The 22753-nt window shown below is 59.4% G+C and carries 26 protein-coding genes; 17 read left to right on the plus strand and 9 right to left on the minus strand.

Going from position 1 to position 22753, the window contains the following annotated elements; all coding sequences use genetic code 11:
* Positions 1 to 68 precede the first annotated feature (68 nt).
* Positions 69 to 1010 (plus strand): M14 family zinc carboxypeptidase, encoded by a 942-nt coding sequence (locus AADV58_RS12735; RefSeq protein WP_081700217.1) that lies wholly within the window; start codon positions 69 to 71, stop codon positions 1008 to 1010.
* A 3-nt stretch (positions 1011 to 1013) separates the two neighbouring features.
* Here AADV58_RS12735 and AADV58_RS12740 read toward each other — a convergent pair whose 3' ends face one another.
* Genes AADV58_RS12740 through AADV58_RS12755 form a run of 4 tightly spaced genes read right to left on the minus strand, consistent with a single transcriptional unit; the run spans position 1014 to position 3597 of the window.
* Positions 1014 to 2327: a replication-associated recombination protein A gene (locus AADV58_RS12740; protein ID WP_341743374.1), complete on the minus strand. Its 1314-nt coding sequence runs from the start codon at positions 2325 to 2327 to the stop codon at positions 1014 to 1016.
* A 4-nt stretch (positions 2328 to 2331) separates the two neighbouring features.
* A complete protein-coding gene (locus tag AADV58_RS12745; protein WP_028995282.1) occupies positions 2332 to 2661 on the minus strand; it encodes a CcdB family protein in 330 nt (109 codons plus the stop codon).
* Complete coding sequence (locus tag AADV58_RS12750; protein WP_028995283.1) at positions 2658 to 2909, minus strand: type II toxin-antitoxin system CcdA family antitoxin; 252 nt, start codon at positions 2907 to 2909, stop codon at positions 2658 to 2660. The genes AADV58_RS12745 and AADV58_RS12750 overlap by 4 nt, the downstream gene beginning before the upstream one ends.
* 49 nt (positions 2910 to 2958) lie before the next feature.
* Positions 2959 to 3597, minus strand: a complete 639-nt coding sequence (locus AADV58_RS12755) for a phage integrase N-terminal SAM-like domain-containing protein (protein WP_028995284.1) — start codon at positions 3595 to 3597, stop codon at positions 2959 to 2961.
* A 304-nt stretch (positions 3598 to 3901) separates the two neighbouring features.
* Between AADV58_RS12755 and AADV58_RS12760 the strand changes: the two genes are divergently transcribed.
* The 3 genes from AADV58_RS12760 (at position 3902) to AADV58_RS12770 (ending at position 5576) form a co-directional block, all read left to right on the plus strand.
* Complete coding sequence (locus AADV58_RS12760) at positions 3902 to 4180, plus strand: hypothetical protein (RefSeq protein WP_157272505.1); 279 nt, start codon at positions 3902 to 3904, stop codon at positions 4178 to 4180.
* A 92-nt stretch (positions 4181 to 4272) separates the two neighbouring features.
* A complete protein-coding gene (locus tag AADV58_RS12765) occupies positions 4273 to 4824 on the plus strand; it encodes a hypothetical protein (protein ID WP_341743375.1) in 552 nt (183 codons plus the stop codon).
* Positions 4825 to 5180: 356 nt separating this feature from the next.
* Positions 5181 to 5576 carry a hypothetical protein gene (locus AADV58_RS12770; RefSeq protein WP_341743376.1) on the plus strand — a complete coding sequence of 132 codons (396 nt, stop codon included), beginning with the start codon at positions 5181 to 5183 and terminating at the stop codon, positions 5574 to 5576.
* A 45-nt stretch (positions 5577 to 5621) separates the two neighbouring features.
* Here AADV58_RS12770 and AADV58_RS12775 read toward each other — a convergent pair whose 3' ends face one another.
* On the minus strand, positions 5622 to 6818 hold the full coding sequence (locus AADV58_RS12775; RefSeq protein WP_341743058.1) for an IS256 family transposase: 1197 nt from the start codon (positions 6816 to 6818) through the stop codon (positions 5622 to 5624).
* Between the two features lie 21 nt (positions 6819 to 6839).
* Between AADV58_RS12775 and AADV58_RS12780 the strand changes: the two genes are divergently transcribed.
* The 6 genes from AADV58_RS12780 to AADV58_RS12805 all read left to right on the plus strand — a co-directional run bounded on the left by AADV58_RS12780 (position 6840) and on the right by AADV58_RS12805 (position 10582).
* Positions 6840 to 7328: a hypothetical protein gene (locus tag AADV58_RS12780; RefSeq protein ID WP_341743377.1), complete on the plus strand. Its 489-nt coding sequence runs from the start codon at positions 6840 to 6842 to the stop codon at positions 7326 to 7328.
* An 86-nt stretch (positions 7329 to 7414) separates the two neighbouring features.
* Complete coding sequence (locus tag AADV58_RS12785; RefSeq protein ID WP_028995287.1) at positions 7415 to 7777, plus strand: DUF1493 family protein; 363 nt, start codon at positions 7415 to 7417, stop codon at positions 7775 to 7777.
* Between the two features lie 60 nt (positions 7778 to 7837).
* A complete protein-coding gene (locus AADV58_RS12790) occupies positions 7838 to 8860 on the plus strand; it encodes a GTP pyrophosphokinase (protein ID WP_051295438.1) in 1023 nt (340 codons plus the stop codon).
* A gap of 69 nt (positions 8861 to 8929) precedes the next feature.
* Positions 8930 to 9304, plus strand: coding sequence for a hypothetical protein (locus AADV58_RS12795; protein ID WP_028995288.1), 375 nt, complete (start codon positions 8930 to 8932; stop codon positions 9302 to 9304).
* Complete coding sequence (locus AADV58_RS12800; protein WP_169720493.1) at positions 9292 to 10140, plus strand: hypothetical protein; 849 nt, start codon at positions 9292 to 9294, stop codon at positions 10138 to 10140. Before AADV58_RS12795 ends, AADV58_RS12800 begins: the two co-directional genes overlap by 13 nt.
* Before the next feature lie 52 nt (positions 10141 to 10192).
* On the plus strand, positions 10193 to 10582 hold the full coding sequence (locus tag AADV58_RS12805) for a hypothetical protein (RefSeq protein WP_157272509.1): 390 nt from the start codon (positions 10193 to 10195) through the stop codon (positions 10580 to 10582).
* A gap of 72 nt (positions 10583 to 10654) precedes the next feature.
* Here the strand turns inward: AADV58_RS12805 and AADV58_RS12810 are convergent, their stop codons facing one another.
* Positions 10655 to 11851 carry an IS256 family transposase gene (locus AADV58_RS12810; protein WP_341743058.1) on the minus strand — a complete coding sequence of 399 codons (1197 nt, stop codon included), beginning with the start codon at positions 11849 to 11851 and terminating at the stop codon, positions 10655 to 10657.
* Between the two features lie 278 nt (positions 11852 to 12129).
* Here AADV58_RS12810 and AADV58_RS12815 point away from each other — a divergent pair, with 278 nt between their 5' ends.
* The 5 genes from AADV58_RS12815 to AADV58_RS12835 all read left to right on the plus strand — a co-directional run bounded on the left by AADV58_RS12815 (position 12130) and on the right by AADV58_RS12835 (position 15434).
* On the plus strand, positions 12130 to 12795 hold the full coding sequence (locus AADV58_RS12815) for a hypothetical protein (protein ID WP_028995290.1): 666 nt from the start codon (positions 12130 to 12132) through the stop codon (positions 12793 to 12795).
* Positions 12796 to 12950: 155 nt separating this feature from the next.
* On the plus strand, positions 12951 to 13487 hold the full coding sequence (locus AADV58_RS12820; RefSeq protein ID WP_157272510.1) for a hypothetical protein: 537 nt from the start codon (positions 12951 to 12953) through the stop codon (positions 13485 to 13487).
* A gap of 95 nt (positions 13488 to 13582) precedes the next feature.
* Entirely contained in the window at positions 13583 to 14197 is a 615-nt protein-coding gene (locus tag AADV58_RS12825) for a DUF1294 domain-containing protein (protein ID WP_028995291.1), read from the plus strand.
* A gap of 118 nt (positions 14198 to 14315) precedes the next feature.
* Complete coding sequence (locus AADV58_RS12830; RefSeq protein ID WP_028995292.1) at positions 14316 to 14771, plus strand: RDD family protein; 456 nt, start codon at positions 14316 to 14318, stop codon at positions 14769 to 14771.
* A 21-nt stretch (positions 14772 to 14792) separates the two neighbouring features.
* Entirely contained in the window at positions 14793 to 15434 is a 642-nt protein-coding gene (locus AADV58_RS12835; RefSeq protein WP_028995293.1) for a hypothetical protein, read from the plus strand.
* A gap of 15 nt (positions 15435 to 15449) precedes the next feature.
* On the opposite strand, the gene lolA is transcribed toward AADV58_RS12835, so the two are convergent.
* Together lolA and AADV58_RS12845 are read right to left on the minus strand one after the other, a co-directional pair.
* Positions 15450 to 16070, minus strand: a complete 621-nt coding sequence (lolA, locus tag AADV58_RS12840; RefSeq protein WP_043421457.1) for an outer membrane lipoprotein chaperone LolA — start codon at positions 16068 to 16070, stop codon at positions 15450 to 15452.
* A gap of 72 nt (positions 16071 to 16142) precedes the next feature.
* On the minus strand, positions 16143 to 18440 hold the full coding sequence (locus AADV58_RS12845) for a DNA translocase FtsK (RefSeq protein WP_341743378.1): 2298 nt from the start codon (positions 18438 to 18440) through the stop codon (positions 16143 to 16145).
* Between the two features lie 175 nt (positions 18441 to 18615).
* Between AADV58_RS12845 and trxB the strand changes: the two genes are divergently transcribed.
* Entirely contained in the window at positions 18616 to 19575 is a 960-nt protein-coding gene (gene trxB, locus AADV58_RS12850) for a thioredoxin-disulfide reductase (RefSeq protein WP_028995296.1), read from the plus strand.
* Complete coding sequence (locus AADV58_RS12855) at positions 19535 to 20428, plus strand: Smr/MutS family protein (RefSeq protein WP_341743379.1); 894 nt, start codon at positions 19535 to 19537, stop codon at positions 20426 to 20428. The genes trxB and AADV58_RS12855 overlap by 41 nt, the downstream gene beginning before the upstream one ends.
* Positions 20429 to 20473: 45 nt before the next feature.
* Here the strand turns inward: AADV58_RS12855 and AADV58_RS12860 are convergent, their stop codons facing one another.
* On the minus strand, positions 20474 to 22516 hold the full coding sequence (locus tag AADV58_RS12860; RefSeq protein ID WP_341743380.1) for a sodium-translocating pyrophosphatase: 2043 nt from the start codon (positions 22514 to 22516) through the stop codon (positions 20474 to 20476).
* Positions 22517 to 22753: the final 237 nt, after the last annotated feature.

Consider the following 22753-nt stretch of genomic DNA (forward strand, 5'->3'; position numbering starts at 1 on the left):
CCGGAAACGCCGGAACCGGACAGCTCAGCGGTTATCATTCGGTTTTTCACGACCTCGTCATTTCGCCCATGTTTTCGCTGCTGCCCCGCGCCACGACCGGCCTGCTCGCCGCCCTGCTACTCGCCCTCCCCGCCCACGCCGCCGACCGCAGCGTCACCAATGCCTGGTGCGACGACCTCGGCCGACGGCTGCGCAGCGTCTCCGCAGAAAACTGCCGCAGCCAGGATTTCGTCGCCGTCAGCGAGCGCACCAGCGGCGGCCGGGCGCTCGTCCTGCGCGACATCCCCGCTGCCCGCAAGGCCGTCAATCCGCCGCGCGTGCTGATCATCGGCGGCATCCACGGCGACGAGCTGACCTCGGTCTCGATCGTCTTCCGCTGGCTGGAATGGGTCGGCGAGCCCAAGGCCAGCAAATACGTCTGGCGCGTGATCCCGGCGTCCAACCCGGATGGCCTGTTCAGCCGGCCATCGACCCGCGCCAACGCCCACGGCGTCGACCTCAACCGCAATTTCCCGACGCCGGACTGGGACCAGGACGCGCACAAGTACTGGATCGAGCGCACCCGGCGCGATCCACGCCGCTATCCCGGCGATGCCGCCGGCTCGGAAATCGAGACGCGCTGGCTGGAGCAGCAGATCGAGGCGTTCAAGCCGGACGTCATCATCAGCGTGCACGCTCCTTACAACCTGCTCGACTACGACGGCCCGGCACCGCAGCCGCTGCGCTTCGGCCGGCTGGCGCTCAACCGGCTGGGCGTCTACCCCGGCTCGCTGGGCAACTACGGCGGCCATTACAAGAGCGTGCCGGTGGTCACCATTGAACTGCCGCACGCCACGACGATGCCGCCGCTACGCGACCAGCGCACGATGTGGGACGACATGCTCGGCTGGATGGACCGCAACATCAAGGCCGGCAACGGCCAAGCAGCCTTCGGTCAGCCCGGCGGGCGCCCGGAACAGTACGGACCGCATCGCGGCCCGGGCGCCGTCGATCACCGCAAGATCGACTGAGCCCTACTTCTTGCCCGCCTTGCGATCCAGATCGCGCAGGTGGGCCAGTTTCTCGCCGATCTTGCCCTCCAGCCCGCGCGGCGTCGGTGCGTACCAGCCGGGCTCAGCCATGCCGTCCGGCAGGTAGCTTTCGCCGGCGGCGTAGGCCTCCGGCTCGTCGTGCGCGTAGCGGTAGGCCTTGCCGTAGCCGAGTTCCTTCATCAGCTTGGTCGGCGCGTTGCGCAGATGCACCGGCACCGGCCGCGAGCCATCCTTGGCGACGAAGGCGCGCGCCGCGTTGTAGGCGTTGTAGCCGGCGTTCGACTTGGCCGCCACCGCCAGGTAAGTCACTGCCTGCGCCAACGCCAGCTCGCCTTCCGGCGAACCCAGGCGCTCGTAGGTTTCGGCTGCGTCGTTGGCAATCTGCATGGCACGCGGATCGGCCAGGCCGATGTCTTCCCAGGCCATGCGGATGATCCGCCGCGCCAGGTAACGCGGGTCGGCACCGCCATCGAGCATGCGGCAGAACCAGTAGAGCGCGCCGTCCGGGCTGGAGCCGCGCACCGACTTGTGCAGCGCCGAAATCTGGTCGTAGAAGGCGTCGCCGCCCTTGTCGAAACGGCGCAGGTTCTGCGCCATGGTGGCTTCGATGAAGGCGCCGTCGACCGCCGAAACACCCGCCGCCCGCGCCGCCGTGCGCACCTGTTCCAGCAGGTTGAGCAGGCGCCGCGCGTCGCCGTCGGCCAGCCCGATCAGGCGCGTCTTTGCTTCCTCGTCAAACGCCAGATCGGCCAGCGCCCGCGCCTGGGCACGGTCGAACAATTGCCCCATCTCGGCCTCGTCGAGCGACTTCAGCACATAGACCGAAGCCCGCGACAACAGCGCCGAATTGACCTCGAACGAGGGGTTTTCAGTCGTCGCACCGATGAAGGTGAACAGCCCGCTTTCGACAAAAGGCAGAAAGCCGTCCTGCTGCGACTTGTTGAAACGGTGAATTTCATCGACGAAGAGGATGGTCCGCTTGCCCTGCGCCTTCCACAACTCGGCCTGCGCCACCGCCTCGCGCACTTCCTTGATCCCGGAGAACACCGCCGACAGGGCAATGAACTCGCACTGGAACTGCGTCGCCATCATCCGCGCCAGCGTGGTTTTGCCCACACCCGGCGGCCCCCACAGGATCATCGAATGCGGCTGCCCGGACGCAAACGCCAGACGCAGCGGCTTGCCCGGCCCGAGCAGATGCTGCTGGCCGATCACTTCGTCCGGCGTCTGCGGGCGTAGCTGTTCGGCCAATGGCGCGGAACGGTCGACTTCGTTGGTGGAAAACAAATCGCTCATAACCTCAGCCCCAGGCACGCGAAAACACTTCGTCCAGCGCGGCGACGATGACCTCGCCTTCGGCAGCCAGCGAAGCGACGCATGGCCCCAGCGCATCGAGCGGCACGGAAACGATTTCCAGCGGATTCAGGATCACCTTGCGCCCCTCGACGAAAAACTCCGGCGTCACCCGCGACGCCGGCAAACTCACCTGCTGCTGCGCCAGATCGCTGGCCACCAGCGGTACCACGACCCGGCGTCGACGCTCATCGAAGACCGCCGACTGCACGACCACGACAAAGGGAATCAGCGCCGCGTGCCGCCCGGCGTTGCGATGCACATCGAACTGGCTCACAGCGTCGAATGCTCGTCGGCAAACGAACCGTTCAGCGCCTCCAGGCGGTTCCACGCCTCGGCCACCGCCGCGTAATGCTGACGCTGCTCGTCGCGGCGCAGGCGCTCGCGCTCAACGAACTCGGCCAGCAAAGCATCGACCGTGGCCGACAGATTGGCGGTGTACTGCCGCGCCCGCTCGACGTTGCCCTCATTGAGCAACAAATTGACCGGGCGCTTGGCCGGCGAGGTTTGGGGCATCGATTTCATCAGGCAATCTCCTCTGCGCATGGTATGCGCAGCAAACAAATAAATCCACTCAGCGCACCGCATCCAGCGGCGACACCACACCCCGCCCGCCCCGGTTGAGCACATGCGTGTAGATCATTGTCGTCGACACATCCGAGTGGCCCAGCAGTTCCTGCACGGTACGGATGTCGTAGCCCGACTCCAGCAAGTGGGTGGCGAAGGAATGACGCACCGTCAACTCGCTACGCTCGAAATCGACATCCTTGACCCGCAACCGCACGCATTCCATCAAGCGCATGCCCGTCCCGTAGAGAAGACGGGCCATCAACGCGTGCGTTCCTTCCATCACCGCCAGCAAACGCTCGACCTCACCACGCGACAGCACGACGGGCGTCCGCTTCGGTTTTTTCGGCCGATCCAGATCGGTCAGCCAGGGCAGATCGACGCCGAGCACTTCACGATACAGAAAGAGCAGCGCCGACAAAGCTTGCTGGTGCGTTGACGCCGCCACCTGCAAGTCTGCCGCCAGATGCCCGAGAAACGCCCGAACCTCGTCAGCCCCCATCTCCCTGGGATGGCGGCGCCCATGAAAAGCCACGAACCGCCTCACCCACTCGACATAACAGCGTTCTGTCCTTATGCTGTAGTGCTTATAACGAATGACTTCCCGAACCCGCCCCAGCAAGGTCGATGATTGATTCAGTTCCATGCCGTACCTGCCAATCGATATTAACTGTTCATAAACACAGTATTCCATCTTCGCCGATATGACAAGAGACTTTGAGAGCGCCGTGTTCGCCAGCGTATACGGCACGGAGCCAGCATATGAGGCGACCGCGCCTGATATCCAGGCACGGCGCCATGTTCAAGTGCCGTCCATCCTTGGAGATATGCAGATTAATTCCGCAAAAGGCAAGGCTGGCCGGGCTTCTTCGGCTGACATGCCAGCGAGAATAGACGGCGGCAATCCAGAATACACGGCGAATATGCCGTCCACTTCACGTTAGGGGCATATGTCGCGCCTGAAATTCCGCTTTTGCTCATTTCTCAAATTGTTCGCCAGTGTACTAGCACTTGGAGTTTTCTTCTTTGTCATTCATGAACAATTTGGCATGTCATTTCAAACGATTAAAGTAGCAGTTGTTATTCTATTTGCTTTTATTTTTGTTGCCGAACTAATAAAAATTCGCTCACGGCGACCTCGCCAAATTATTACAAATAAAACCGAAATAATTGAGATTCAACAGCAATTGGAGATCATGCTAAAAAATGAATCAAGCAAAAACCCATAATTTTTATCATAACTCCACTCGTATAAATCCTAACACTATATTTAACCCGACCGCCCTTACGGGCTTCGGGTTAATGTCACGTTAGGGAATCCATGCTTTCTCAACTGCTAACAATTGCCAAGACTAGCTACCGTGACTATGGGGCGCCGTTTCTTCTTCCCGGCCTTGCCCTAGGCCTAATCTATCCCGTCGGCAACCCCAATTGGCAAATCACCTTAATGTCAGTGGTGCAAGATCACCTCGCTTTTTCGACAATTGCATTTTTATGCAGTATGTCTTGGTTTACCTTGTCACTCATTGTGGCCATTCGTGGTCCACTCCCATCGCCTTTGCCCGGATCGGTAAAATTTTTCGTAGTTCGGCCATCCATGGTGGCGTTTGATTTTGCATCAGTCAGCGCATGCGTGATCGCCGGATTGGCTGTGGCTTCTGCAATCTGGAAGGATACAAATAGCGCTTTCGGCCTAGCGTGGATTGTGATTCAGCTTCTTATCCTCCAGGGTTTGATAGCTCTTGTACCCGCTATTGGAAAGGATGATTTTGTCCTCGACTCAAGCAAGACTTGGTTTCGAATTTACTGTGGCGCTGTCGCTCTTGGGTTAGCCGTATGGTTTTACATCAAGTTTATTCAACCGATTCCCTAACTCATCATTCCACCGGACCTGCGCAAAAAGCCGCGCAGGCCGGTGAATTCAAACGTTAGAAGGCAATTCGTGTTCATGTCCACACGCTCGGCACTTTCCGGTTTTTGGCGTGTTTGCACGCCGCCAAGCGTCCATCATCATTCCGGCCTCGTTCCAGTTGTCGGCATATCTGTCTATCAGGTGCCACGATATTGCGCCATTCATCCCGGCCCATTCATGCATCTTGTCTGCTTCTTCTGGCGTCACTTCCATCTCCTTATCAACCAGACTTCTAACTCCACGGTCAAGGCGCGACTGGCCTAACGGCCAGCGGCCTTACCTCCGGCGTTGGGCATCTTCAAGCTAATGGAGCCTCAGTGACTAACCTAGACGATATCGACGCAATCCTTGGTCTTGGCCGAGGTGCCTTCGATCACATCCCGAAATACTGTCGTGAAGCCGCGATTGAAGCCATTGCTCACGTCCGAAGAATGGAGGAGCAACAGCTTTTCAGACCGGGCGTTTACTACGTCGCATTAACTGATTTGAGTGGTGCGACTGCTTCATCACTAACGCTTGGAGCCGAGCTTAACAAGCGTAGAGTCGAAGCATTCATCACCGCCTGCGTAGAGAGTCTTGGAATATCTGAACCGACGAGCTATGCGCACTTTCTGAAGGTCGTTGGCGATGCCGGGCTATTTTTGTTCTCGTCCTTTACCGACCTTTATCAATGGTGGGAAGCTACTCAGATCGTGTCCCCGTTCGTGGTGTAAGAGGCAATCAGGAAGTCATGGATTCCGGTGAGGTTGGATTGCCAGTCAGAGGGTCACGGCGGACAAGCTGACGGCGGGATTGTCGCCGACCTCGGCCAAGGTTTCCAGGGTCATGTAACGTCGCTGCATGGCCCACTCGTCGTTCTGTTCAAGCAATAGGGCGCCGACCAGGCGGTAGATGGCCGCTTCGTTGGGAAAGATGCCGACGACGTCGGTACGGCGCTTGATTTCGGCATTGAGCCGCTCAATCGGATTGGTGCTGTGGATCTTGCTCCGGTGCTCGCGAGGAAAGCCCATGTGTGCGAGCACATCGTCCTCGGCATCATCCATCAGCCGGGCGATCTTTGGCAGGCGCTCACGGAGTTGGTCAGCGACGGTTCGCCACTGGTCCCGTGCCGCAGCTTCTGTCTCATGGGCAAAGATGGTGGCGATCAGGGCAGACACCATGCGACGCTGGTTGGTCGGCGCATGAACCAGGACATTGCGCATGAAATGTACCCGGCAACGCTGCCAGGTTGCAGAGATCACCTTGCGTACAGCAGCTTTCAGGCCCTCGTGGGCGTCCGAGATCACCAGCTTGACGCCGCGCAGGCCGCGACGCGACAGGCTGCGCAGGAATTCAGTCCAGAAGGGTTCGGCTTCAGAGGCGCCGACCTGCAGCCCAAGCACTTCGCGTCGGCCATCGCTGTTAGCGCCGATGGCGATTATGGCGGCGACGGAAACGATTCTTCCGGCCTGACGTACCTTGAGGTAGGTGGCGTCAATCCACAGATAGGGCCAGTCGCCTTCGATGGGACGGGCAAGGAAGGTCTGCACCCGCTCGTCGATCTCGGCGCAGAGGCGAGAGACCTGGCTCTTGGAGATGCCGCTCATGCCCATAGCCTGGACCAGATCATCGACCGAACGCGTCGAGATGCCCTGCACGTAGGCCTCCTGGATAACGGCCGCCAGCGCCTTTTCGGCGGTCCGCCGTGGTTCCAGGAAGGGCGGGAAGTAGCTGCCGGAGCGCAGCTTAGGGATGCGCAGCGCCACCGTGCCGGCGCGGGTATCCCACGCGCGATCCCGAAAGCCGTTTCGGGAATTGGTTCGCGCCTCGGAACGCTCGCCATGGCTGGCGCCGCAGCGGTTCTCGACATCCAGCTCCATCAGGCGCTGGGCCACAAAGCCGATCATCTCGCGCACGATATCGTCGGCGCCGGCCTTTTCAAGCAGCTCGGAAAGTTGCATTCTGTCTTGGGTCATCGGTTTACTCCTCAGTAGAGATTGAGATTCGCAAACCCAACCTTACCGGAGTTCTCCGATGACCTCCTGATTGCGCCCGCCGTGGTGGCCCTGCAGGGCCACCACGGCAAACTCAACACCTTCCGCTCTTACACCACTCCGCGGGACACCGCCGCTACTCAGAGCCGTATGCAGTTCTATTCGTATGAGTGGAACCGAACACTCGACCCTGACAAAAGAAGCGCGTTTCAGCTACGGTCAAAAACAGTGTTTCATGTTGGCGAGTTGCTCTACTCCGAGGGTAACGATCCAGTGTCAGCCGCTGTAAATCAGGTATTCAAAATCGAAAAGTTGTTTGCGGCTGGTGAACTCGGATGTACCGATATTGCTAAGGCGGTCGCGTCACCATTCTTGCCTGACCTGAAGCTCACTCCAGAAAAGCGTGACGAAATCATTCTTCCCGGAATGGAGTCCGCCACTGGCACCTGGCTGATCGCAAAGAGCGAGATAGCACAATTCGATGTTGCATAGCCCCACAAGATGCCCAACCCATCATTCCACCGGACCTGCGCAAAAAGCCGCGCAGGCCGGTGAATTCAAACGTTAGGCAGCAATCTATGAGTCGGTTCACATTCGAAGATATCCGCGCATTTGCGGTTGCTGAACTGTGGGACTTGCGCGCAGCGATCACCGAACGCACAGCGCTTGCGCACGACTTCCAGATCGCAGGACTAGACGGGCAAGAATTCATGGCGGCATACGCGCAGAAGTTCGACGTCAACATGAAGGACTTCGACTGGATCGAGTATTTCGGTCCGGAGGCTGGCGGGAATCCGCTCGGTCTACCTCTGTATCTGTGGCAACGCTACATTCGAGGCATTCCGGCGCGAGACCTTTTGGACCTTCCGGAACTCACCCTTGGGCATCTTGTGGAGTGTGCCAATGAAGGTCAATGGAAGAGGCCCGCGCAACATGCCTAACAGGTCGTTCGTGTGGGACGGCTTCGCCGCCCCGCAACTTCAACGTTAGCCACCACAAATATGGACATCGACGCTCTGCACATTCAATACCAAGATCACGCTGGACGCGCGGAGCGCCTTCGCGAGGCCGTAGTCGTTCAGCTGTCTGCTCTGTTAGCGGCCAACGACGTAACTTTGGGCGTCCCGATGGAAAGCCGAGTCAAGACTTGGGCATCTCTCGCGGAAAAGATGGATCGCAAGCAGCTGACGCTTGATTCGTTGTTCCATCTACATGATCTGATCGGAGTACGCGCAATCCTGCTGTTTCGATCCGACCTAGCAAGGGTCTTAGAACTCATTAAGAACACGTTTGACGTTGTCTCCCTTGAAGATACGGCGGCGAGATTGGGGGATTCAGAATTCGGGTACCAGTCGCAGCATTTCGTAGTTCGTCTACCTAAGTCATGGCTTCTGTTGCCAAGTCTGGCGGGCCTCAACGACTTTTGCGTCGAACTTCAAGTAAGGACAATCGCACAGCACATCTGGGCTGCAGCATCGCACAAGCTTCAGTACAAGCAGGAGTCTGGGGTACCGCGGCCGCTTCGTAGAACAATTAATCGTGTGTCGGCACTGCTAGAGACAGTTGATTTGGAGTTTGAGCGCGTTCTTGACGAGCGCCGAGCTTATCTTCAAGACTCACAGACCCCACAAGCCGCGACGGAACCGCTGAATGTCGATTCTTTGGCGGCAGCCCTCGCGGAGCTGCTGCCCCCTGAGAACAAGAAGGAAGACGAGCCCTACGCGGACCTACTCACCGATCTCATTGCGCTAAAGATTGAGACCCCCGAACAACTACGGGTGATTCTCAACAGGCATACCGAGCACGTAAAGAACTCAGACCGTGAGCGCGTTGCTGAACTCCGTGCAGACTCCGGCATTTTCGACGAACCCGGAGTTTCTGAGCGTCTAGCACGAGGTGTCTTCTACGCCCATGTTGGGCTCGCGCGGGAGGCGTTACGCGCGGAGTACGGCGAAGAAGCAGTCGATACACTGTTCCGGAAGAGAAAGCAAAGCACTCGAAAGGGCAGAAAGAGTGGCGGCTAACCCCTCCATCGAGCGGACAGCTTCCGGCCTGCGGCCTCCAGCTGCCGCTCATGTCCAACGTGAGCCGCTATGACACCATCGCACCCCAAGCTCGCCAGTATTGTTGCCATCGCCTACGTCTTGATTGTTGTAGGGGGCATGCTGCTTCACTTTTTCAACACCGGCGACCTCGGCACTCTTAAGTACAGCCTTATGCTTCCCGCCACGCTGGCCGCCGTTTTCGTTGGCAGCCTAGTCGCATTTGGGCTTTGGCACCGCTTTGCCTGGGCGTGGTGGTTAGGCCTGGCTGCTGTTGGCACCCAGCTCATTCGCTTCGGTAGCTGGTTCATTGGTCGCTTGAGTGTTGGTGATGCGCCTGTGGCTTCATGGGCCATCGCCGTTCTGCTCTTGGCCTTCCTATTTCTGTTGCTCACTAAGGCCACGCGCCAACAATGCACTCGTTAAACGCGGCTAACCCAGCTGTCGACCTCGCTCCCTTCGGTCGCTGGACGCTGCGCGATGAAGCCCCGCAGCGCCGGTTATTTTCTGTTGAAGCCATGAGCCCACTATTCAAATCTTCAAACGTATTGTTCTTGTTGCTGGTCGGTATAGCTGCAAATGTCGGAGCACAAGAGCCCGATCCGCTGACAAAATTCATCCAAGATATGGCGCAGATGCACCAAGCCAAAACGATGTGCCTCGATAGTTCGTCATCCCCCGCGGTTCGCGCCAACATCATTACGTACTTGAAGACGATGGGCGAACAAAACTCGGCAACTGCTCAGACGCTCGCGGTGTCCATGTGGACGCTATATCCATGTCCGTTCTCGCCGTTCCGACCGGAGCTACGCCCTGCAACAGAGAAAGATATTGAGGGCGTTTGGCTTTTTCCTGAAAGCTCACAGAAGTTGCGGTTTCCGCCAAAATCTGGGCGCCAAGGTCCGGCTGGGCCAATGCCCGTCAGATGTGATGCCGTCGGCTACTATTCAAACGGGGAACTTAGGCACGCCGTCATCGCAGGGCAAGCTGCATGTCCGTTCGGGAAGGCCGCAGACCTTGATGTCGCAAGAAAGAACCCAATCGTTTCAACTTGGCGCCTATATCGTCCCGGTCGAATCGCGGTTACGCGAACTGACGTTGCCAACCACATCGAAGAGTGGGACGTCTTTTTCGTCGTTACGCCATTTACCTTCAGCGACGTCCAGTTTGCGGAAGGTGACCTCGTTGCTTATGTCCGCAAAGAGAACGGCAACGACGTTGGTGCGGCAACTCAGTTTCGTCACTTAAAGCGGCTGCCGTAGTGGCGACGAAATCTAATTCACGTTGGGCCTTATTATCACCAGGGAGATATAAATGAAGAAAGTATGTTTGATCGTTTGTGTAATTCTGTCTCTTTTCGGGACAACAGGTTGCTCGACTCTTGCAGATGCAAAAGCAGCCAAGGGAACTGGTAGTTCACGGGTCTATGACAAGCCCTATGAAGAAGTTTGGAATGCAACGCTGACGGTTGTAAAAGCTTCGGGTTTAAGTCTTGTTAATGATGACAAAGCTCGGGGTCAAATTCTTGCTCAGAATGGAATTTCTGCGTTCAGCTACGGAGAAAATGTCGCTATCTTTGTGGAAGAGGTTCAAGGCAAAGTCCAAACGCGTGTCGAGGTGGTAAATAAACGCGCAATGAGCACAAACGTATTCGCAGCGGATTGGGAGAGTCGCCTTTTGTCCGCTCTCGATAAACAGCTGTAGCCGATCGTGTCCCCGTTCGTGGTGTAAGAGGCAATCAGGAAGTCATGGATTCCGGTGAGGTTGGATTGCCAGTCAGAGGGTCACGGCGGACAAGCTGACGGCGGGATTGTCGCCGACCTCGGCCAAGGTTTCCAGGGTCATGTAACGTCGCTGCATGGCCCACTCGTCGTTCTGTTCAAGCAATAGGGCGCCGACCAGGCGGTAGATGGCCGCTTCGTTGGGAAAGATGCCGACGACGTCGGTACGGCGCTTGATTTCGGCATTGAGCCGCTCAATCGGATTGGTGCTGTGGATCTTGCTCCGGTGCTCGCGAGGAAAGCCCATGTGTGCGAGCACATCGTCCTCGGCATCATCCATCAGCCGGGCGATCTTTGGCAGGCGCTCACGGAGTTGGTCAGCGACGGTTCGCCACTGGTCCCGTGCCGCAGCTTCTGTCTCATGGGCAAAGATGGTGGCGATCAGGGCAGACACCATGCGACGCTGGTTGGTCGGCGCATGAACCAGGACATTGCGCATGAAATGTACCCGGCAACGCTGCCAGGTTGCAGAGATCACCTTGCGTACAGCAGCTTTCAGGCCCTCGTGGGCGTCCGAGATCACCAGCTTGACGCCGCGCAGGCCGCGACGCGACAGGCTGCGCAGGAATTCAGTCCAGAAGGGTTCGGCTTCAGAGGCGCCGACCTGCAGCCCAAGCACTTCGCGTCGGCCATCGCTGTTAGCGCCGATGGCGATTATGGCGGCGACGGAAACGATTCTTCCGGCCTGACGTACCTTGAGGTAGGTGGCGTCAATCCACAGATAGGGCCAGTCGCCTTCGATGGGACGGGCAAGGAAGGTCTGCACCCGCTCGTCGATCTCGGCGCAGAGGCGAGAGACCTGGCTCTTGGAGATGCCGCTCATGCCCATAGCCTGGACCAGATCATCGACCGAACGCGTCGAGATGCCCTGCACGTAGGCCTCCTGGATAACGGCCGCCAGCGCCTTTTCGGCGGTCCGCCGTGGTTCCAGGAAGGGCGGGAAGTAGCTGCCGGAGCGCAGCTTAGGGATGCGCAGCGCCACCGTGCCGGCGCGGGTATCCCACGCGCGATCCCGAAAGCCGTTTCGGGAATTGGTTCGCGCCTCGGAACGCTCGCCATGGCTGGCGCCGCAGCGGTTCTCGACATCCAGCTCCATCAGGCGCTGGGCCACAAAGCCGATCATCTCGCGCACGATATCGTCGGCGCCGGCCTTTTCAAGCAGCTCGGAAAGTTGCATTCTGTCTTGGGTCATCGGTTTACTCCTCAGTAGAGATTGAGATTCGCAAACCCAACCTTACCGGAGTTCTCCGATGACCTCCTGATTGCGCCCGCCGTGGTGGCCCTGCAGGGCCACCACGGCAAACTCAACACCTTCCGCTCTTACACCACTCCGCGGGACACCGCCCTGTAGCCCAACCGGTAGTCGAGCGGACCTGCGCAAATAGCCGCGCAAGGCCGCTCACTTCTTTAGGCAGTTTATTGCAACGCTGCTGTTACCACCTTTCTCCATTCGCTATGAGACAACCTGCCATGAATAGGAATTTGCTTGGTCTGTCGTGCCTGCTCATTTCGCTGGCGCAGAACATTTATGCGCAAGATGTGAATTCAGTTGTCGGCTCAAATCCAATACTGGAAGAGCGGCTGCGTAATGCTCAAGTAAAGGAAACAAAGTTGAGCAACGGAGCCGTTATTACAGAAGTCAGGTTCGCGGGAAGTCTCAAACCGAATTTCGATCTGGGATGCATTTCGATGGGCGAGGTCACTAGTGAATTCAATCCGCCAGCGCTGATTTACGCAGCGAAGAAGTGCATCAAAGAGCAAGAGTACTCGAAGGCGTGGGCGCTGCTTACAACCGGGTATGGCTTTGCTTATTACGACTTGAAACGACTGGCTGATCGCTCCACTCAAGGAGCGCGAACCGTTCTCAGCATGAACGCATTCGCCGACTTGACGAACGACGAACGAGAAAACTCCTCGAAGATAAGCAAGGAAATTCAGAAGGACCCAGCGCAAGTACAAGCATATTGTGATGCACTCAAGAAAATTGGGCCTCCGACTTACGAACCTCAGTGGGCAATCCTCCACGGCATCGGCGCCTATCAAGAACCACGGAGCGGTCACTACCTAACAAACGTTAATGTGAAGGCTCTCTGGGAAGAGGTGTTGCAGAATCGCTGCACCCCGCAGAAGTCTTAGCTTTCCGCCGTGCGCCACAGGCTGCCCAACCCTGCGATGCACCAGACCTATGAACACGGAAACCGATGATCTCGTAAATATTCATATTGATCTTCCAAACCGTTGGCGGTTCAAAGGAGAATCAATGTGGGCAAAACCACTCGGAAATGATCACTATGAAATACAGAATGTACCGTTCTGCGCATACGGTCTTAACCGGTCTAACAACGCCCTCTCGTCATTCGTTAGCCATGATTAGCCTAGTTGCCTTTGGAGTACCGCAACGCATCATATGGGGTGGATATTTTCTATTGGTTAGCATGGTCGTCGCTGCAGGCGACTCTCTTTACACCGCATATCTCTACCCCGTCATAGCACCAATCGTTGCTCTTGAAATCTGCTCGTGGAGAAAACTACGTTCTTTCTATCTATCCGGTGTTGCTGTAGTCATTTATTTGACCCTGGTCAGCTACCTCAGTATCAATTGGTTTTCGGCCAATCCAGAGGGGTTTCTCGTCGTCGGCCATCTTCTTTCGCTGCCAGGTCTTGTAATCGGCGCTATTGCTTTGTCCTTGCAAGATCGTCCAACTTACGGCCCCGCTGCATCAATTCTTCTCGGAGCTACAGGTGCCAGCATTGGCTTCTTACTAGCTCAGGGGGTTGTCTGTAACACCGTAATGTACTGCGGTGCTCTCTCTCCGGCCTTCAAATAGTGGCCGACACCGCGCTCACATTTGATTCCTCCGAATCTTCGCGAAAAGCCACTCAGTCCGTTGAATTCAGACGTTAATACTCTCATCAGATCAACATGCGCTATCAAGGTCGAATTACCACATGGAAGGATGACAAAGGCTTTGGATTCATCACACCCAACGGCGGTGGCGAGCAAGTCTTTGTGCACATCAACTCGTTTTCCAGCCGGCAGCGCCGACCGGAAGCAAACGTACTCGTCACCTACGAACTCACGGTCGATGGAAAGGGCCGCTCGCAAGCGAAGACTGTTGCATTCGTTGGCGAACGGCCGACACCGCCTAAAGCTCAGGGGCGCAGCAATCTTCCCCCGCTATTCGCAGCTTGTTTCTTGGTCTTTCTCGTTGGTGCTGTCGCCGCTGGCCGACTCCCCGCTACGGTCCTCGCGCTATACGCTGTCGCCAGCATCATTGCCTTCTTCGCCTACGCATTCGATAAATCCGCAGCCCTACGGAATCGATGGCGAACCCAGGAAAGCACGTTGCATTTATTCGCCCTTTTCGGTGGCTGGCCCGGCGCCCTGGCCGCGCAGCGATTGCTTCGGCACAAATCCGCCAAGGCGTCGTTTCAAGCCACGTTTTGGATCACCGTTGTGCTCAATTGCGGAGCACTCGGCTGGTTTTTATCGCCCTCAGGCGCTAAAACTCTCAACGCTTTGGTCGGTGCCCTGTAAGGGCGAGCCTCGCTTCAAACAGACCGTAGTGGCAACGAAGCGCTTGATATTCCATATGATTCACGGCACGATGTCGTCATTTTCAAACGATGTACCATGCCTTGGGGAGAGCGGCTAAATGAACGAACAAGAATATGCAGGATTTTGGATACGAACAGGCGCGGCAATTATAGATACGGTATTGATGCTGATCATAATCTTGCCGATACTCACCGCCATATACGGTACTGAGTACTGGGAGAGCGAATCGTTTTTTCTCGGTTTTTGGGATGCGATGTTCAATTACGTCATTCCGGCAATCGCAGTCATTATTTTCTGGGTGTACAAATCTGCCACACCGGGAAAAATGGCAACCCGGCTGACAATAGTGGACGCAAAAACCGGCGGCAAGCCTTCAACCGGACAGTTCATTGGCCGTTACCTTGCTTACTACGTTTCGATGATCCCATTGTTCCTGGGAATTATCTGGGTCGGAATTGACAGAAAAAAACAGGGCTGGCATGACAAGATTGCCGGAACGGTCGTCATCAGAAGCAACCACAAGGAACCCGTCAGCTTTGAACAGCAAGCTTGACGACCAATATTGAGCGTTGAAATGAAATATATTTTTCTATCTGTTCTGGCGCTGTCCCTATTCGCGTGCTCGGATAAAGAACCAGTCACTTCCGTAATCACTCAATCCACGGATGGCAAGAGATACACCAATGCCTACTTTGACATCCAGGTCGACAAGCCAGAAGGCTGGTTCGCCCAGGACCCGGAACAAACAATAAAACAGAGTTCGCAAGGGGCCCGTGTAGTAGCCGGCGATGACAAGAACATGAAAGCCATTCTGGCAGAGTCGATCAAAACGACCGTGCCAATATTCGCTTTTTTCAAACACGAACCTGGCACACCGGTTAAATTCAACCCAAGCGTAATAGGCGTTGCCGAGAATATCGAAGTCATGCCGGGTATAAAAACCGGCTGTGACTATCTATTCCACGCCCGTTCGTTGCTGAAAAACGCAGCAATCGAATTGGAGGTTACCGATGACTGCCACACGGAAAGTATCAACAACGCGCCGCTCGGATATTTCGACGCCCGCATAAGCGTTAATGGTGCAGATATTTATCAGAAATATTATGCCTGCATCAAAAACCAGCACGCTTTATCTTTCATTCAAACCTACTTCGACGATCAGAGCAGATCGGAAGTCGACCAGGTAATCAGCTCCCTGCTGCTGTCCTGCCAATAATCCTGAAACGCGCTGCTATTCCCCGATCACGTCGCTGCCCGGCGGCGGCGTGAAGCGGAACAGCCCGGCCGCCAGCGCCGGGTTGCGTTCGCCGCGCAGCAGGCGGATGTGCGTGGTCTGGCCGAAGTTGTCGTGCAGTTCCATCGCCTTCATGTCGCGTCCGGCCATGCCGATGCGCACCTTCTCGAAGCCGCTGTCGGCGGATTTCGGGATGGCCTCGACCCAGGCCAGGCCGTCGGCGTCGCCGGCTTCCCTGAGCGTGAAATTCTTTTCCAGTTCGTTGCTGCCGGCGAGCAGCGCGGCCGGCGAGCCGCCGATGGCCTGGCCGGCCTGACGGACCGTCACCTGTTGCAGTTCGGGATCGTGAATCCAGATTTTCTGGCCGTCGCCGACGACGAGTTGCGGATAGGGCTTGAGGATTTCCCAGCGCAGCTTGCCCGGTCGCTGGATGGCCAGCGTCCCCGACGACTCCTGCGGCTTGCGGCCGTTGCGGGCGATCACCGCCTGCTCGAAATCGGCCTTGTAGCTGCGCGTGTCGTTGAGAAAACCGCGCAATTGGTCGATGGCACCGGCGTGGGCGAGGATGGGCAGCGCGGCGAAGGCGGCACTGGCGATGAGTTGGCGGACGAGTTTCATGGGCGCAGCTTACGCCGGCACGATGGCCGGCGCTGTGTCAGTGTGTAAGTTTTTGTATTGGCCGCCGGGAAATCATTCGGCCGGTTTCTTCATCAGCACTTCGCGACCGCCGCGACCGTCCATGGCCGACACCAGGCCGGCGTTCTCCATGGCTTCGATGAGGCGGGCCGAGCGGTTGTAGCCGATGCGCAAGTGACGCTGGACGAGCGAGATCGAGGCACGCTGGTTCTTGAGCACGATGTCGACGGCCTGGTCATAAAGCGGATCGCTCTCGGCGTCGCCAGCCCCGCCCTCGCCCGCTTCGCCGCCGCCTTCGTCATCGCCGGCAGCACCGTTGAGGATGTCCTCGACGTATTCCGGGGCGCCGGTGGTCTTGAGGTGCTCGACGACGCGATGCACTTCGTCGTCGGAAACGAAAGCGCCATGAACGCGGGTCGGATAGCCGGTGCCGGGCGCGAGATAGAGCATGTCACCCTGGCCGAGCAGGGCTTCGGCGCCCATCTGGTCGAGGATGGTGCGCGAGTCGATCTTGCTGGAGACCTGGAAGGACAGCCGGGTCGGGATGTTGGCCTTGATCAGGCCGGTGATCACGTCGACCGACGGGCGCTGCGTCGCCAGCACCAGGTGGATGCCGGCGGCGCGGGCCTTCTGCGCCAGGCGGGCGATCTGTTCCTCGACCTTCTTGCCGACGACCATCATCAGGTCGGCCAGTTCGTCGATGATGACGACGATGTACGGCATGTGCTTGAGCGGCTCCGGGGCTTCCGGCGTCAGCGACAGCGGATTGGGAATGTGCTCGCCGCGCTTCTCGGCGTCCTTGATCTTGGTGTTGAGGCCGGCGATGTTGCGCACGCCCATGGCCGACATCAGCTTGTAGCGCTTTTCCATCTCGGTGACGCACCAGTGCAGCGCGTTGGCCGCCTGCTTCATGTCGGTGACGACCGGCGCCAGCAGGTGCGGAATGCCCTCGTAGATGGAGAGTTCGAGCATCTTGGGGTCGACCATGATCAGGCGGACGTTTTCCGGCTCGGACTTGTAGAGCATCGACAGGATCATCGCATTGACGCCGACCGACTTGCCCGAACCAGTAGTGCCAGCGACCAGCAGGTGCGGCGTCTTGGCCAGGTCGGCGACCACCGGCAGGCCGCCGATGTCCTTGCCCAGACAGACGGTCAGCGGGCTGCTCATGTCGTTGTACGGCTTGCTGGAAATGATCTCCGAGAGCTTCACCGTCTGCCGCTTCGGGTTCGGCAGTTCGAGCGCCATGCACGACTTGCCGGGCACGGTTTCGACGACGCGGATCGAGACCATGGCCAGCGCCCGCGCCAGGTCGCGCGCCAGGTTGACGATCTGGGCGCCCTTGACGCCGACCGCCGGTTCGATTTCGTAGCGGGTGATGACCGGGCCGGGCATCGCCGCCAGCACCTTGACCTGAACGCCGAAGTCGGCGAGTTTGCGTTCGATCAGGCGCGAGGTGTATTCGAGCGTTTCCGGGCTGACCGTCTCGGTCGGCGGCGGCGCCGGGTCGAGCAGGTGCAGCGGCGGCAGGGTGCCGCCGATGATCGCCTCGGGGAAGAGCAGCGCCTGCTTCTCGCGCTCGACGCGCTTCTCGGCCTTCTTCGAGACCGGCACTTCGACCGGCGCCGGCGGTTCGATGAAGATCGGCTCATGCAGTTCGACGCGCAGCTTCTCTTCCTGAACGACGACTTCGCGCTGCTGCGCAACTTCGCGCCCGATCTTGCGGTCGCGCCAGGCATCGATGCGGCCGTAGACGAAGAGGGTCAGCGCTTCGAGGATCAGGCCGAGTTTTTCGAAGGCCCACAGCCAGGACATGCCGGCAAAGGCGCTCCAGGCAGCGGCCATGACCGCCAGCAGGAACAGCGTGGCGCCGGTGAAACCGAGCGTGTCGGCCAGCCAGCGGCTGAGTTCGAGGCCGACCATGCCGCCGGGAGCCAGCGGCAGTTGGGCCTGCAGGGTATGGAAGCGCAAGGCTTCGAGCGCGGTGCTGGCGAGCAGCAAGGCCAGGAAACCGGGAATCGCCAGGTAGGGCGACGGCGGCAGTTTCTCGGGATGGCCGTGCAGGCGGCGGAAGCCCCACCATACGGTCATGCCGAGCAGCACCACCCACCACCAGGCCGACAGGCCGAAGACATAGAGCATCAGATCGGCCACCCAGGCACCGGCACGGCCGGCTGGGTTCTGCAGGCCGGCGACACCGACCGCGTGCGACCAGCCCGGATCGCTGCGCTGGAAGCCCCACAGGGCCATCACCAGGAATACCGCCAGCGCACCGACACCGAGCCAGCGGGATTCCTGCAGCAGGCTGCCGATCTTGTCGGGCATCGGACTGGGGTCGTTTCTCTTGGCCATCGGCTTTTCCTCTACCGCTTCCGGCTTAGTCGAAAACGGGCTAAATCATTATGCGTCATACAGTTAGCATGGAATTATAAACTGCTTTGATAGATCGGTTACGAAGCTCAACAAAACGATCGTCCATTAGCCGGCTATAATTTTCGCCGATCCCATCCTCAGGCAGAAAAAAGACATGAGCACACGTCACACCCCGCTGATCATTCTCGGTTCCGGCCCGGCCGGCTACACCGCCGCCGTTTACGCCGCCCGCGCCAACCTGAAGCCGGTGCTGATCACCGGCATGGCCCAGGGCGGCCAGCTGATGACCACCACCGAAGTCGACAACTGGCCGGCCGACGCCGACGGCGTCCAGGGCCCGGAGCTGATGCAGCGCTTCGAGAAGCACGCCACCCGCTTCGACACCGAAATCATCTTCGACCACATCCACACGACGAAGCTGACCGAAAAGCCGTTCACGCTGATCGGCGACGCCGGCACCTACACCTGCGACGCGCTAATCATCGCCACCGGCGCTTCCGCCATGTACCTCGGCCTGCCGTCCGAACAGGCTTTCCAGGGCAAAGGCGTGTCTGCCTGCGCCACCTGTGATGGCTTCTTCTACCGCAACAAGCCGGTCGCCGTCGTCGGCGGCGGCAACACGGCGGTCGAGGAAGCGCTGTACCTGGCCAACATTGCCAGCCATGTCACGCTGATCCACCGCCGCGACAAGTTCAAGGCTGAGAAGATCATGCAGGACAAGCTGTTCCAGAAGGAGAAGGAAGGCAAGGTCACGATCCTGTGGAACAGCACGCTCGACGAAGTGCTCGGCGACGATTCCGGCGTCACCGGCCTGGCCGTCAAGCATGTACAGACCGGCGAAGTGAAGCAGGTCGACGTGCATGGCGTGTTCATCGCCATCGGCCACAAGCCGAACACCGACATCTTCGCCGGCCAGCTCGAGATGGACCACGGCTACCTCGTCACCCAGGCCGGTCGCACCGGCAATGCGACGCAGACCAGCATCCCGGGCGTGTTCGCAGCCGGCGACGTACAGGACCAGATCTACAAGCAGGCCTGCACCTCGGCCGCCAGTGGTTGCATGGCAGCACTCGATGCCGAGCGCTACCTCGACAACCTTGGCCACCAAGCCTGACCCAGGCTCGCTGAAGGACGGCCTGCGGGCCGTCTGGCGACAGCGCGCGGCGGCTCCGGTCGCCGCGCCGCCTGCCAAACCGGCCAAACCACCGGCCAGTTCCGGCAACGAAGCAGACGAACAGGCCTTGTTCCGCCAGGCCGTAGCCGGCGCCCAGCCGCTGCCCGACGCCAACCGCGTGATCCTGGCCAAACCGCCGTCACGGCGCATCGTTGCCACCCGCTCGCCGGCCGACGACGATCAGCCAAAACACCGCAGCGCCGGCGACGATGCCCTGCCCGCTGGCTGGCAGGACGATACCCGCCCGCGCCGCCTGCCCGACGACCCCGAACAGGCCGCCTTGATGCTGGCGATGGTCGGCGTCGCGCCCTTGCCCGACAAGAATCTGGCCGAGTTGAACAAGCCGGCGCCAAAGCCTGCTCCTCAGCAATCGCTGGCCGACCGCCAGGCCGTGCTGCACGAAAGCCTGCACGCCCCGATCGCACTGCAGGATCGGCTCGAAGGCGGCGACGAGCCGGCCTACCTGCGCGACGGTCTGGCGCAGACCATCCTGCGCGACCTGCGGCGTGGCCGCTGGGTGATTCAGGACGAAGTCGACCTGCACGGGCTGAACCGCGAACAGGCCCGCCATCTCGTTGCCGGCTTCCTCCATACCTGCCTGCACCAGGGCAAGCGCTGCGTGCGCATTGTCCATGGCAAAGGCCACGGTTCGCCGCACAAGCTGTCAATCCTGCGCCAGTTGGTACGCGGCTGGCTGGCCCAGCGCAACGAGGTACTCGCCTACTGCCAGGCCAAACCTCAGGACGGCGGCGAAGGCGCCTTGCTGGTCCTGCTGCGCGCGCCCCGAGGTTGAAAAAAATGCGCCCCGCAGGGCGCATTCGGTGGTCCGGGATTTCGCTCAGACGATCAGCGGCACGATCAGCAGAGCGACCAAGTTGATGATCTTGATCAGCGGATTGACCGCCGGGCCGGCCGTATCCTTGTAGGGATCGCCGACGGTGTCGCCGGTCACGGCGGCCTTGTGGGCGTCCGAGCCCTTGCCGCCGTAATGACCATCCTCGATGTACTTCTTGGCATTGTCCCAGGCACCGCCGCCGGTGGTCATCGAAATCGCCACGAACAGGCCGGTGACGATGGTGCCGACGAGCAGGCCGCCCAGCGCCTGCGGGCCGAGCAGCAGGCCGACGACGATCGGCACGGCGACCGGCAGGATCGACGGAATCATCATTTCCTTGATCGCGGCGACGGTCAGCATGTCGACAGCCCGTGAGTAATCCGGCTTGGCCGTGCCTTCCATGATCCCTGGGATTTCCTTGAACTGGCGCCGAACTTCGACGACCACGGCACCGGCCGAACGACCGACTGCTTCCATGGCCATGGCACCGAACAGGTAGGGAATCAGGCCGCCGATGAAGAGGCCGATGATCACCATGTGGTTGGACAAATCGAAGCTGATGCCGGTCAGTCCGGCCGCTTCAAGGCCGTGGGTGTAGTCGGCGAACAGCACCAGCGCGGCCAGACCGGCCGAGCCGATGGCGTAGCCCTTGGTCACCGCCTTGGTGGTGTTGCCGACGGCGTCGAGCGGATCGGTCACCGCGCGCACTTCCGGCGGCAGTTCGGCCATTTCGGCAATGCCACCGGCGTTGTCGGTGATCGGACCATAGGCGTCGAGGGCGACGACGATACCGGCCATCGACAGCATCGAGGTGGCGGCAATCGCCAGGCCGTACAGGCCGCCGACCGAATACGCCGCCCAGATTGAGGCGCACACGGAAAGCACCGGCAGCGCCGTGGCCTTCATCGAAATGCCGATCCCGGCGATGATGTTGGTCGCATGCCCGGTCTGGCAGGCCGAGGCCACATGCTTGACCGGACCGTACTCGGTGCCGGTGTAGTACTCGGTGATCCAGACCATGGCGGCGGTCAGCACCAGGCCGATGATGGCGCAGGTGAACATGCTGCCGGTGGTGATCCCCGCTGCCGGGTCGCCGGCGCCAATCAGCCACGAGGTCACCGGGTAGTAGAAGGCCAGCGCCAGCACACCGGCCACGATCAGTCCCTTGTACAGGGCGCCCATGATCTTGCCGCCATCGGAAGTCTTGACGAAGTAGCAGCCGACGATGGAAGCAATGATGGAGACGGCACCCAGCGCCAGCGGATAGAGGATCAGCGCGTCGCCCAGTCCGGGGAAGGCCTTGAGCGTCAGTGCGCCGAGCACCATGGTGGCGACCACGGTCACCACGTAGGTTTCGAACAGGTCGGCAGCCATGCCGGCACAGTCGCCAACGTTGTCGCCGACGTTGTCGGCGATCACCGCCGGGTTGCGCGGGTCATCCTCGGGAATGCCGGCCTCGACCTTGCCGACCAGGTCGGCGCCGACGTCAGCGCCCTTGGTGAAGATGCCGCCACCGAGACGGGCGAAGATGGAAATCAGCGAGGAGCCGAAAGCCAGACCGATCAGCGCGTGCAGCGCCGTGTCCTGGTTCAGCCCGAAGGCCAGCAGACCGCCGTAATAGCCGGCCACGCCGAGCAGGCCCAGACCGACCACCAGCATGCCGGTGATCGCGCCCCCCTTGAAGGCCACGTCCAGTGCCGGCGCAATGCCCCCGCGTGCGGCCTCGGCAGTACGCACATTGGCCCGCACGGAAACGTTCATGCCGATGAAGCCGGCCGCACCGGACAGCACCGCACCGATGACGAAGCCAATGGCCGTCGCCATGCCCAGGAAGATGGCGATCAGCACCGCCATCACCACGCCGACCATCGCAATGGTCTTGTACTGACGATTCAGGTAGGCCGCGGCCCCTTCCTGGATCGCCTTGGCGATTTCCTGCATGCGCGCGTTCCCCGCCGGCAATGCAAGAATGGAACGACTGGACAACCAGCCGTAGGCAACCGCCAATACGGCACATAACAACGCCAACCACAATGCAGAAGACATTATTTCCCCTCTCTTCTAAACGGACAAACAAATGAACAGGCTATTTCTCCGAAAAACCTTCCGGACAGCATAAAACCACGCGAGGCAAATCGCGTCGTTTGCGGAAGTGAAGGAAAACGGGGGTTGGTCGGTCTGTGCCGACAGGGGTCTTGCCCTGGAAACTGCCTTGATCGCGGCAGCACTTCCTGTTTCTGCGAGGAAGGCTGGCCGCGTCGTCATGCGCTGACCCTTAGTTCA

It is taken from the genome of Azonexus hydrophilus, assembly GCF_038368255.1.
Lineage (GTDB): Bacteria > Pseudomonadota > Gammaproteobacteria > Burkholderiales > Rhodocyclaceae > Azonexus > Azonexus hydrophilus.

Bases quoted from the DNA above. Each gene is read 5' to 3' on its own strand.
- AADV58_RS12835 (WP_028995293.1), top strand. From the start codon at position 14,793: ATGAAATATATTTTTCTATCTGTTCTGGCGCTGTCCCTATTCGCGTGC.
- AADV58_RS12775 (WP_341743058.1), bottom strand. From the start codon at position 6,818: ATGACCCAAGACAGAATGCAACTTTCCGAGCTGCTTGAAAAGGCCGGC.
- AADV58_RS12740 (WP_341743374.1), bottom strand. From the start codon at position 2,327: ATGAGCGATTTGTTTTCCACCAACGAAGTCGACCGTTCCGCGCCATTG.
- AADV58_RS12755 (WP_028995284.1), bottom strand. From the start codon at position 3,597: ATGGAACTGAATCAATCATCGACCTTGCTGGGGCGGGTTCGGGAAGTC.
- AADV58_RS12790 (WP_051295438.1), top strand. From the start codon at position 7,838: ATGGACATCGACGCTCTGCACATTCAATACCAAGATCACGCTGGACGC.
- AADV58_RS12815 (WP_028995290.1), top strand. From the start codon at position 12,130: ATGAATAGGAATTTGCTTGGTCTGTCGTGCCTGCTCATTTCGCTGGCG.
- AADV58_RS12750 (WP_028995283.1), bottom strand. From the start codon at position 2,909: ATGAAATCGATGCCCCAAACCTCGCCGGCCAAGCGCCCGGTCAATTTG.
- AADV58_RS12760 (WP_157272505.1), top strand. From the start codon at position 3,902: ATGTCGCGCCTGAAATTCCGCTTTTGCTCATTTCTCAAATTGTTCGCC.
- AADV58_RS12825 (WP_028995291.1), top strand. From the start codon at position 13,583: ATGCGCTATCAAGGTCGAATTACCACATGGAAGGATGACAAAGGCTTT.
- AADV58_RS12735 (WP_081700217.1), top strand. From the start codon at position 69: ATGTTTTCGCTGCTGCCCCGCGCCACGACCGGCCTGCTCGCCGCCCTG.
- AADV58_RS12860 (WP_341743380.1), bottom strand. From the start codon at position 22,516: ATGTCTTCTGCATTGTGGTTGGCGTTGTTATGTGCCGTATTGGCGGTT.
- AADV58_RS12765 (WP_341743375.1), top strand. From the start codon at position 4,273: ATGCTTTCTCAACTGCTAACAATTGCCAAGACTAGCTACCGTGACTAT.
- AADV58_RS12785 (WP_028995287.1), top strand. From the start codon at position 7,415: ATGAGTCGGTTCACATTCGAAGATATCCGCGCATTTGCGGTTGCTGAA.
- trxB (WP_028995296.1), top strand. From the start codon at position 18,616: ATGAGCACACGTCACACCCCGCTGATCATTCTCGGTTCCGGCCCGGCC.
- AADV58_RS12795 (WP_028995288.1), top strand. From the start codon at position 8,930: ATGACACCATCGCACCCCAAGCTCGCCAGTATTGTTGCCATCGCCTAC.
- AADV58_RS12830 (WP_028995292.1), top strand. From the start codon at position 14,316: ATGAACGAACAAGAATATGCAGGATTTTGGATACGAACAGGCGCGGCA.
- AADV58_RS12800 (WP_169720493.1), top strand. From the start codon at position 9,292: ATGCACTCGTTAAACGCGGCTAACCCAGCTGTCGACCTCGCTCCCTTC.
- AADV58_RS12810 (WP_341743058.1), bottom strand. From the start codon at position 11,851: ATGACCCAAGACAGAATGCAACTTTCCGAGCTGCTTGAAAAGGCCGGC.
- lolA (WP_043421457.1), bottom strand. From the start codon at position 16,070: ATGAAACTCGTCCGCCAACTCATCGCCAGTGCCGCCTTCGCCGCGCTG.
- AADV58_RS12805 (WP_157272509.1), top strand. From the start codon at position 10,193: ATGAAGAAAGTATGTTTGATCGTTTGTGTAATTCTGTCTCTTTTCGGG.
- AADV58_RS12820 (WP_157272510.1), top strand. From the start codon at position 12,951: ATGAAATACAGAATGTACCGTTCTGCGCATACGGTCTTAACCGGTCTA.
- AADV58_RS12845 (WP_341743378.1), bottom strand. From the start codon at position 18,440: ATGGCCAAGAGAAACGACCCCAGTCCGATGCCCGACAAGATCGGCAGC.
- AADV58_RS12855 (WP_341743379.1), top strand. From the start codon at position 19,535: ATGCCGAGCGCTACCTCGACAACCTTGGCCACCAAGCCTGACCCAGGC.